The sequence below is a fragment of the Novacetimonas maltaceti genome (assembly GCF_002906255.1).
Taxonomy (GTDB): domain Bacteria; phylum Pseudomonadota; class Alphaproteobacteria; order Acetobacterales; family Acetobacteraceae; genus Novacetimonas; species Novacetimonas maltaceti.
The window spans coordinates 1-9,183 of record NZ_POTC01000074.1; the positions used below are offsets into that span (position 1 = coordinate 1).

10 protein-coding genes are annotated in these 9,183 nt (G+C 59.2%); 6 read left to right on the plus strand and 4 right to left on the minus strand.

All coding sequences use genetic code 11. From position 1 onward, the window contains the following. Positions 1 to 50: 50 nt before the first annotated feature. From KMAL_RS15125 to KMAL_RS15135, 3 genes are all read right to left on the minus strand, one after another. A complete protein-coding gene (locus KMAL_RS15125; RefSeq protein ID WP_110096361.1) occupies positions 51 to 1,133 on the minus strand; it encodes a TonB-dependent siderophore receptor in 1,083 nt (360 codons plus the stop codon). 276 nt (positions 1,134 to 1,409) lie between these two features. After that, the gene (locus KMAL_RS15130; RefSeq protein ID WP_167400170.1) at positions 1,410 to 2,399 is read right to left on the minus strand and encodes a FecR family protein; all 990 of its coding nucleotides are present in this window, start codon (positions 2,397 to 2,399) and stop codon (positions 1,410 to 1,412) included. A gap of 85 nt (positions 2,400 to 2,484) precedes the next feature. Next, a complete protein-coding gene (locus tag KMAL_RS15135) occupies positions 2,485 to 2,991 on the minus strand; it encodes an RNA polymerase sigma factor (protein WP_110096363.1) in 507 nt (168 codons plus the stop codon). Positions 2,992 to 3,459: 468 nt separating this feature from the next. Between KMAL_RS15135 and KMAL_RS15140 the strand changes: the two genes are divergently transcribed. Genes KMAL_RS15140 through KMAL_RS15165 form a run of 6 tightly spaced genes read left to right on the plus strand, consistent with a single transcriptional unit; the run spans position 3,460 to position 7,626 of the window. Then, positions 3,460 to 4,707 carry a PepSY-associated TM helix domain-containing protein gene (locus tag KMAL_RS15140; RefSeq protein ID WP_110096370.1) on the plus strand — a complete coding sequence of 416 codons (1,248 nt, stop codon included), beginning with the start codon at positions 3,460 to 3,462 and terminating at the stop codon, positions 4,705 to 4,707. Then, positions 4,704 to 4,955 (plus strand): hypothetical protein, encoded by a 252-nt coding sequence (locus KMAL_RS15145; protein ID WP_110096364.1) that lies wholly within the window; start codon positions 4,704 to 4,706, stop codon positions 4,953 to 4,955. The genes KMAL_RS15140 and KMAL_RS15145 overlap by 4 nt, the downstream gene beginning before the upstream one ends. Then, positions 4,952 to 5,701 (plus strand): tonB-system energizer ExbB, encoded by a 750-nt coding sequence (exbB, locus tag KMAL_RS15150; RefSeq protein ID WP_110096365.1) that lies wholly within the window; start codon positions 4,952 to 4,954, stop codon positions 5,699 to 5,701. Before KMAL_RS15145 ends, exbB begins: the two co-directional genes overlap by 4 nt. Positions 5,702 to 5,707: 6 nt before the next feature. After that, a complete protein-coding gene (gene exbD / locus KMAL_RS15155; protein WP_110096366.1) occupies positions 5,708 to 6,184 on the plus strand; it encodes a TonB system transport protein ExbD in 477 nt (158 codons plus the stop codon). After that, positions 6,181 to 7,062 (plus strand): energy transducer TonB family protein, encoded by an 882-nt coding sequence (locus KMAL_RS15160; RefSeq protein WP_408887935.1) that lies wholly within the window; start codon positions 6,181 to 6,183, stop codon positions 7,060 to 7,062. Before exbD ends, KMAL_RS15160 begins: the two co-directional genes overlap by 4 nt. 45 nt (positions 7,063 to 7,107) lie before the next feature. After that, positions 7,108 to 7,626, plus strand: a complete 519-nt coding sequence (locus tag KMAL_RS15165; RefSeq protein ID WP_110096368.1) for a Fur family transcriptional regulator — start codon at positions 7,108 to 7,110, stop codon at positions 7,624 to 7,626. 270 nt (positions 7,627 to 7,896) lie between these two features. On the opposite strand, the gene KMAL_RS15170 is transcribed toward KMAL_RS15165, so the two are convergent. Then, on the minus strand, positions 7,897 to 8,823 hold the full coding sequence (locus tag KMAL_RS15170; RefSeq protein ID WP_110096369.1) for a LysR family transcriptional regulator: 927 nt from the start codon (positions 8,821 to 8,823) through the stop codon (positions 7,897 to 7,899). Between the last annotated feature and the right edge of the window lie 360 nt (positions 8,824 to 9,183).

Below are 9,183 nucleotides of genomic sequence, written 5' to 3' on the forward strand. Positions count from 1 at the left end.
GCCATCTGGTCCGGGGTTAACCCCGGACCAGATGGCCAACAGCAACGCCGTCAGAAGGGCGGCATAACAACAATCGGGTATAGCTTATCAAGCCCGCAAAACTGTCCGAACGGACGGGACCACCTCATTCCAAGTAATGTGAGGTTGGTTTTTGGACTTATGTCCCATGATATAGACGGAAGGACCCCAACCCTGTGGTAATCGACATATTTTGTTTGGGTGCCTTGCGTTACGCCTATTCCAGCAATTCTATATTTTAGAGTCCCTGATTTATTTATCTTATCGCTTATATCGAAAGTTGACTCATATCGTCCCCAATTTCCGAACCCTACAGAGACTTGATGTAGCGGTGTCTTTGTCGGTTTTTTGAGACTTATGTCGACCATTCCCCCGGGATTTGTCTGACCGTACATCACCGAGGCCGGACCGTTTACTGCTTCGATGCGCTCTATAAACGCAGTTTCTCCAGAGCTGCCGGAATTCATCATTAGCCCATCAATGAATTGGGTTGCCTTGAAGCCTCTCTGGAGTATGCCCCCAGTTTCGTTGCTACCGTTTGCGTAGGTTCCATAACTCTCCGAGTAAATGCCAGGTGTATAACGAAGAGCTTCTACAACGCTTTGAGGCTGCTGGTCCTGCATAAGTTGTTTTGTAACAACATAAATTGAATTCGGTATTTCGGTTATCGGTGTATCCGTTTTTGTTCCTGCCATTGTGGTCGTGGCTACATACCCTACACCAGGTCCGGTCGGATTTTCATGAGCAACAGTACCACCCACACGCACGGGGCCGAGGGTGATATTGGCGGCTGCTTTTTGAACAATAATGACATTTCCACTTGTCCGGGGGCTTAGGCCAGTGCCACCGAGCAGGACATTCATAGCAGCGGTAGGCGTCAGAGTACCGCTGATACCTGGGGAACGTACATTACGTGTTAATTCACCGGCCGCGACGGTCTGGACATGCGTGATTTTTGAAAAAGCGGCGAGTGCTCCATCCAGCGATTGTGCCGGAATGGAAAAAGAAAAAGTTTGTTCGGTGGGGCTGACGGTAACTGCTGCTTTGGCCTGCCTACTGCTGGCGACAATGCCGACCGAGCAGCAAAGAGACGTTGTTAGCAGCAGTCGCGCCATTCCGCACCGCGAGGGGAGGCATCTGGAGTGTGTATGAAATCCGCTCACCTGTTCTGGTTCCCTGTCATCTTCCGGGAATGCGTTCTGATATGAGAAGCATTCTCACTTGCATCTTGTTTGTGAAGACGACGGAACCCGGCACTTTCGGAAAATTTTTATGAATTTATTTTTTGTGATGTGAAAAAGAGTGCTGTCTGAGAGGTCTGTCCGGTGTCGGAAAGGGTATCTTGCTCTTGGATCAGGTCATCGCTGAGCGTGTCAAAGCTGGACGAAGAATCAGTAGAGGACGGTGACATAACGCGTGAAGCGTAGAATCCTGAGTCCAAATGCCTCGTGAAGGGCGTTCAGGGCTGTGTCCTCCTGACCGATGACGAACGTGCCGGAAACGGGCCTGTTACGCCCCTGAAGGCTGGCGAGTACGAGCTTAGTGCTTCCATACCGGTTGAGTTCCGCGACGACTTCCGCAAGCGGCTTCTGACGGAAAACGAGGTTCCCCTTGCGCCATGCGCCAATGTCATCAGGATCAACAGCCTGTATGCCGCCGAGACCGCCTGTGCCGTAGGAGATATCCTGTCCTGCCGTTAGCCTGACGTGATCGGGGGGAGGGGGGCCATAGGCAACGTCAACCATACCTTCTTCCACGGCGACGTTTGTCTGTCCTTCCAGATATCGGAGATCGAAGCGCGTGCCGACATCGGTCACTCGGCCTTTGCCGGCAAGAACGTAGAACGGGTGCGTGCTATCGTGACGGACAGAGAACCATACCTCTCCATGGAGCAGGGCGAGGCCTCGCTCATGTGTGTCAGGCAGTATCTTCAGGGCGCTATTCGGGCTGAGCGTTGCAACAGACCCATCCGCCAATATCACCGTTTTCTGTTCGCCCTGGCCAGAGCGGTAATCTGCCTGGAGCCAGTCTCTCCACCCGCTGGACAGCATGGCGATACAGGCGATGGCCAGACCAAGGCAGCCTAACGCAAGGGCAGGACGGCGTGAGCTCCGGGGGCGTTGGATGGTGCTGCGCGCGGGCACTGGTGGTTTTTGCGCAAGCGTTATCCTGATGTCCGATGCAAAAGTCTGGACGTCTTCCCAGGCCGCCTCATGGTCAGGGCTCTGTGCACACCATTTACGAAAAGCATCCCGATCTGCCTCGGTGACATTGTCCCCTTGCAAGCGATGATACCAGGCATTGGCCGCATCAAATGCGTCACCTGACGGTTCATTCCTGTTCTGCACGTTCAGATATCCAGCCGCCCAGAAGGCGGACATGCTGTCTCGTTTATCGTTTCCGCAGATGTAACAGGCGACAGGTCGGGATACCATGATCCTGTTTGCGGTGACGCGTAAATGATTGTCACTGATGGTCGCGGGCGTACTGGCGGCAGGCTTTCATGGCGTCACGAAGATGATATTCGACACGGCGGAGGTCCATACCTTTTTCTTCCGCGATCTGACGGTAACTGCGTCCCTCAAGATGGAAACGGATGAAGATGTCACGTGTTTCGTCGGGGAGAGCGGCGATTGCTTCCCGCAGAATGGCCCTGCGCTGCTTTTCAGCATGCTGTGCCTCGGCATTGGGAACGGGGCAGGGGAGGTCTGGCGCTACACTTCCTCCATCCCGGTTGCGTTCACGTCTGATCCGACGGTTATAATCCAGCATGATGTTGGATGCCGTGGTGAAGAGAAGGTGTCCCGGGTTATTGACGGCCTCAGGTTCAGCCAGCCGACTGAGCCGCATGAACGCATCCTGCACCACGTCCGCAGCCTGTTCCGGATCCGCACATTTCCTCCTGGCAAGCGCCTCGACCTTTCGCTGTTCAGATCGGAAAAGCGTTGTCAGAAGTGTGCTCCAGGACGTCACGTGCTTGGTCCATTCATGTCATCGGTCATGACGGGTTGGGGTTGATCCGTAGAGACGGGCAGCATGTCAATGCGACTCAAGCCTTTAACGCAAATGAGAAAAATTCGCAATATTTTCACATTCCACAGTGCCGCCGGAAATGGCCGTCGCTTGGGATAAACCAGAATGTCTTGGTGCCGTGGAACGGAGCGGCAAGCGACATGATCCGCTTTGTTCGAGGAAGTGACAGGCAGGCGTTTCAACGTGTTATCTGAAAAAATTTCAGGGCTCCGAGAAAAAAGCCGGTTTTCGATCGTCTTTATTAGGTGAGGGAATTGTCGCGGACCGTTTGTGATCAGCCGGTCATCAGCGAAATATTCCCGATTTCCGACGCATGCGAAGGCGCGTAGATGTAATGGACCCGGCAGAATTTTACGCAAAACAGAGTTGCGACTCACTATTACACGCACTTGTGAGCACGTGGTTTTCATGACCACCCGCACTCTTCGCCGCTGGTTCGTGGTCCATAAATGGACGAGTCTGGTCTGCACGCTGTTCCTGCTGGTCGTGTGCGTGACCGGCCTGCCGTTGTTGTTTTCCGAGCAGATCTGGGACACGTTCGTGGGTGACGATGACCCACCCTATGAGGTTCTGCCGCCGGGAACGCCCAACGCCAGTCTGGATGTGATCGTGGAGAAGGCCCGTAGCCTCTACCCAGGCCAGATCATCACCAGCGTCAATCCGGATGATGATGAACCGGCTGTTCTCATTTCCATGGCTCCAAGCTGGCAGGCCCTGAAAGACGACGAGAACTATCCGGACAGGAATTCCAGTCACTGGATCAAGTTCGACGCCCGTACGGCCAAGGTTCTGGAACAGTCGCGACCCGCAACAGAACCCAAGCCGCCCGGTACATGGACGGGCCTGGTCATGGGTATCTGCCGTCGCCTGCACGTCAGTCTGTTCGCTTATCTGCCCGGCCGCCTGTTTCTCGGCCTTATGGGCGGTGTCTTCGTGGCCTCACTGCTATCCGGCACGGTGCTGTATGGAAGGTTCATGAAGCGGCTGCCGTTCGGTTCGGTGCGTCGGGACCGGGCCTCGCGGCTGACATGGCTGGACCTGCACAACCTGCTGGGGGCCGCAACACTGGTCTGGGCGACGGTGGTGGGCTTTACCGGACTGGTCAACGAACTCCAGACGCCGCTGTTCGGTCTATGGCGTGTGACCGATGTGCGCCAGATTTTGCGGCCCTATGCCAACCTGCCCGTGCCCCCGCAGGATCATCTGTCCTCGGTGCAGGCCGCGTTCGACACGGCAGCCAAAGCCGCTCCCGGCAATGAGGTCACCGGTCTGTCTTTCCCCGGCGCCTCCTTCGGCAGCCCGGTGCATTACGTGCTGTGGACCCGGGGTGCGACCCCGCTGCGGGCACGGCTGTTCACCCCGGTGCTGGTTGATGCCCGCACGGGCGAACTGACCGGGGGGTATCCCATGCCGTGGTACCTGCGTTTTCTGGAAATCTCCCGTCCGCTGCATTTTGGCGATTATGGCGGCATGCCGCTGAAAATCCTGTGGGCGCTGCTCGATGTGGTGGTGATTGGCGTTCTGGTCAGCGGTCTGGTGCTGTGGGCTGGTAAACGGAAGATCGCCACCGACGCCCGGCTGCGGGCGCTGGGTTACGATCTGGATGACGCGGACGATGCGGCTGTTCCTGCCCTGACGGTGGAGACGGTCCGATGAACGCCGTCTCTCCCGAAACCCCCATGCCATCTGCGCCTGTTTCTGCATCCCGTCCGTCCGTTGCCGTCTGGCCGTGGCCGATCGCGCTGGGGCTGCTCACCATCTTCGGCCTGCTGTCCGCCCTGCTGGGCCAGCGTGGCGTCTGGCTGGCTCTCTCCTGGGCCGCCCTGTCCATCCCCCTCATCGTTACGGTCATCTGCCTGATCCGGGCGTGGCGCAGACCGTCTTCCAAAGGAGGTCTCTCATGACCGATCTTGTTCCCATGTCCTTCTCTCCGTGGGACATGTTCCTCAATGCCGGGCCTATGGTCCGCTGCGTGATGATCCTGCTGGCCGTAGCTTCGCTGCTGACCTGGACCATCTTCATCGCCAAGTCCGTCGAACTGCTCCGCGTGCGCATGAAGCTGGCCAAGGCCGAGCAGACGCTTGAGCAGGCCAACACGCTGGATCTTGGCGAGGAAGGCACGCGCCAGAATGGCATCGCCCACACGCTGGTCATGGCGGCCGAAACCGAGCGCAAACGCTCCGTCGATATCCCCGATGACAGCGAGGGCCTGAAGGAGCGCATCGTCCTGCATCTCGAACGGCTGGAAGCGGCCGAGGGACGCAGGCTCCTGCGTGGCACCGGCGTGCTGGCCACCATTGGCGCAACGTCGCCCTTCATCGGACTGTTCGGCACGGTCTGGGGGATCATGACCTCGTTCACCGGCATTGCGGCCAGCAAGGCGACCAGCCTTGCCGTTGTCGCTCCCGGCATTGCCGAGGCCCTGCTGGCGACTGCGCTCGGTCTGGTGGCCGCGATCCCGGCGGTGGTGATCTACAACCATCTGGCCCGCCAGACGGCCTCCTGCCGCGCACAGGTGGCCGACCTCACAGCGCTGGTCATGCGTCTGGTGTCGCGCGATCTGGGCCGCACGCAGATGCTCATGGCCCAGGGCAATATCGTGCGCCTTGGCTCGCAGGCGCGGGATGTCCGCACGGCAGCGGCGGAGTGATCCGTCATGATCCGCATGCGCCACACCGATGAAAGCCCGCACGAGGCGAGCGAGATCAACGTCACCCCGTTCATCGACGTGATGCTGGTCCTGCTGGTGATCTTCATGGTCACCGCCCCGCTGACGACCGTGAACGTGCCGGTGGACCTCCCATCCTCAATCGAGAAGCCGACGCCGCGTCCGGACGATCCGGTGTTCCTGACGGTGAAAGCCGATCACGGTCTGGCGTTGGGGGAAGACGATATCACCATGGATGGTCTGGCGGGTGCCCTGGAAAGCGCCACCAAAGGTAACAAGGACGAACGGATCTTCCTGCGCGCCGACAGGACCGTGGATTACGGCACGCTGATGGGCGTGATGGATAGACTGCGGTCCGCCGGCTACCTCAAGGTCGCACTGGTCAACCTGCAGGGGCAGGAGGAAGGTAGCGAAGCCGGTTCCACAACCTCGGGTAGTGCCCCTGCTGCGGGAGGCACGCCGTGAGCGCTACGGCTGACATGGCGGGTACAACGCATTCTGCTGGCATGACACAGGAGACGGTCCCGCCATCCTTTGCCGAGTGGCAGAAAAGGCAGGCCCGTCTGGCCCGGCGTCACGATGCGCTCCGCTGGGGCCTGTCCTTCCTCGCCGTGCTCGCGGTCAGTGGCGGGGCGGTCTGGTGGATCATGCGCCTGCCGCCACCGGTCATGGCCGTGCCAGAGCCACCGCCTGCCGCCATTGCCATCGACATGGCCCCGGAACCCGTTTCGACACCGACGCCGCCGACCGATGCGCCGATCGGCCCGAAGCAGACCCAGTCCATTCCCGATCCGGACCCGGTCGAGCCGCCGAAGATCACGGCCCCGCCGTCGCCCGCGCCCAATCCGCCAGTCCCGGTGCCCAAGCCCGAGAAACCGCGCAAGATCGTCAAGAAGAGCAAGCCAGTGCCAATGCTCAAAAAGCCGATCCCGGACAAAACGCCGCCGGCCGAAGCCACGACCGCGCCGCCATCGTCGGAAGCGCCACCGGCCCCCACTCAGGCAGCGCCTGCACCGGGTGCCTCGTCGTCAAAGGCGTCGCATGACCCGGTGACCTGGCAGGGTGCGCTGCTGGCGCAACTGGAAAAGTTCAAGCGCTACCCGTCCGACGCCATGGCCGATCATCAGGAAGGCGTGCCGACCGTCACCTTCTCCATGGACCGTAAGGGCCATGTGCTTTCAGTGACGCTGGCGAGCAGTTCCGGCCATGCGGTGCTGGATCAGGAAGCGATTGCGCTCCCCAAACGCGCCCAGCCTCTGCCCATCCCGCCGGACAGTGTCGCGGGGGATCCGATCACCCTGACCGTGCCCGTCGAATTCTACATCCACCCGGACAGGAACTGAGGTTTCTGGCCATTCCCTTATTCTGATCGTGACAGGATCATCACCATGCTCGCCTTTTCCGAACACCGTCGTTCTCCGCCCGCCCTGAGCCAGATCCGTCCCGGCATGGGCGCCAGTCGCAATGCGGTGCGCAAGCTTGAGGACCGCTGCCGGGAGGCAGGCGTGAAAATGACCGACCTGCGCCGGGTGCTGCTGCATGGCATCCTTGAAGCGGGTGCGGGGGCTACGGCCATCAAGATCTGGAAGACCCTGCGCAATATGACCGACGGCCATCCACCCAGCCAGGGCTCGATCCAGCGCAACCTGAACCTGCTGGTCGCCCGCGATATCCTGCGCCGCGACGTCTCGCCCGACCGGCTGTGGCATTACAGCATCGCGCCCGAACGCAAAGGCAGGCTCGCCGTCACCTTTGTCGAGGCCGGAACGGGACGGAAGATTCCGTGCCGGATGCCGGAAGTGGCGGCCCTGCTGCGCCGGGCAGCGGCTGAACACGGGCTGGCCGTGCAGGCCGCCGCCATTACCGTGACGCCGGTACCGGCCACCGGTGATGCGGACATCCGCTAAGCGCTGAAGCATTTTTTTCATCCAGCCGCTGAAAAAATGCAGTGGCCGATCGTCTTTATAGACAGAGCCCTCCCGCAGGGACGGGACATCTTCCTTGAAATTCATCGCCTGGTTCGTCCGTCGCCCGGTAGCGCCCCTCCTGCTCTTCTCCGGCGTGCTAAACTGCCCCGGTTTTACCGAAGAGCGATTTGTTCAACGTTTCTGATCTGCTCGGCCAGGTTGTGGGGCATGTGACACAGAACGACTATGATAAGCCCGACAGGACTTTTCTTAGGTGGCGTCAGAAACGTTCGGGGGCTTCACCGTCCTCACCAGTTTAAGAAGCGTCTGGAGCGCTGGGTTGTGGTTCTGGCGTGACCACAGGGCATGAAATGTCAGGGCGATGGGATCACCTGCAAGAGGAAGCAGGCGCACGCCCGGAACCGACAGGCTTGTTGTGGCGGCCGAGGTCAGGGCCACCGCCTGGCGGCGCACGACATCGGCGAGCAGGGTGTCTCGTCCGACAATCATGTGTTCGATCCGGGGTGGAGCGCCATGTTGTTCGAGATAGGGAAGGGCCTGCGCCATCAGCCACGATCCCATGCCTTCCCGGCGAACCAAAAAGGTATGATCCGCAAGATCATTCCATGTCACTGTGTCCTGCATGGCCACGGGGTCATGCTCTGAAAGTGCCGCCATCATGGTTTCGGTCCATAATGGCATGACGCACAGGATATCGTGGGCCAGTGTCCGAGGCGGTGGAACGTCCGGGGTAAATGCAATATCGATCTCGCGTTGTCGCAGGCCGGAGATCAGCAGATCAGGAGCAAATTCGCCCGAGACCAGCCGGACATAAGGCGAATATTTTACGAAACGGTCGAGGATATTGCGCAGAAATCCCCCGGCGCTTGAGGACTGGACACCGACCATCAGCCTGACCGCTTCGTTGATGACGGAGAGAAACTGCTGCCCCTCGTAGGTGACATGCACGCCGTTGCGGCGTTCAAACAGGCGGAAACCGATAATACCCTCAAGGGTGGCGATCCGATTGCTGATAGAAGATTGTGAAATCTGTAAGGTTTCACCGGCCTTTCGGAAGTTACGATGTTCCGCCACAGCGAGAGCCTCAACCAGTGAGGTAAGGGATATCTGGCCGCTGACGATCAGGCGGAAGAGTAGATTCTGGTCGGTCTGCGCGTTATTCTGGTGTGATCCCACTGGATATATCTCCGAACAGGTTTCTCCAGTTTCGCGAAAGTTTTTGGGGCGGGGAGCGTATCCCTCGCCAATTGCCGTGTGACCTCACGGATAGTGCACAGCATCGTCCCCCGAGTTTGGCATGGATGGCCCTATGGAACTTGCCGGGGATAACCCATGATTGTTGCATGGGATGCCCCTCGGAACTTGCAGCGATGTTGCCCCACGACTTTGGCATTGAAGTGCGGGGCAAAGAGAGGTGGTCCCCATTTTTCGGACAGGGCGATAAGCTATCATCTGGCCTGAACGAGGACGGGTTTTATGGGCAAGGTTACGCGGAAACGGTATGCGGCAGAGTTCAAGTCACGGGTTGCGCTGGAG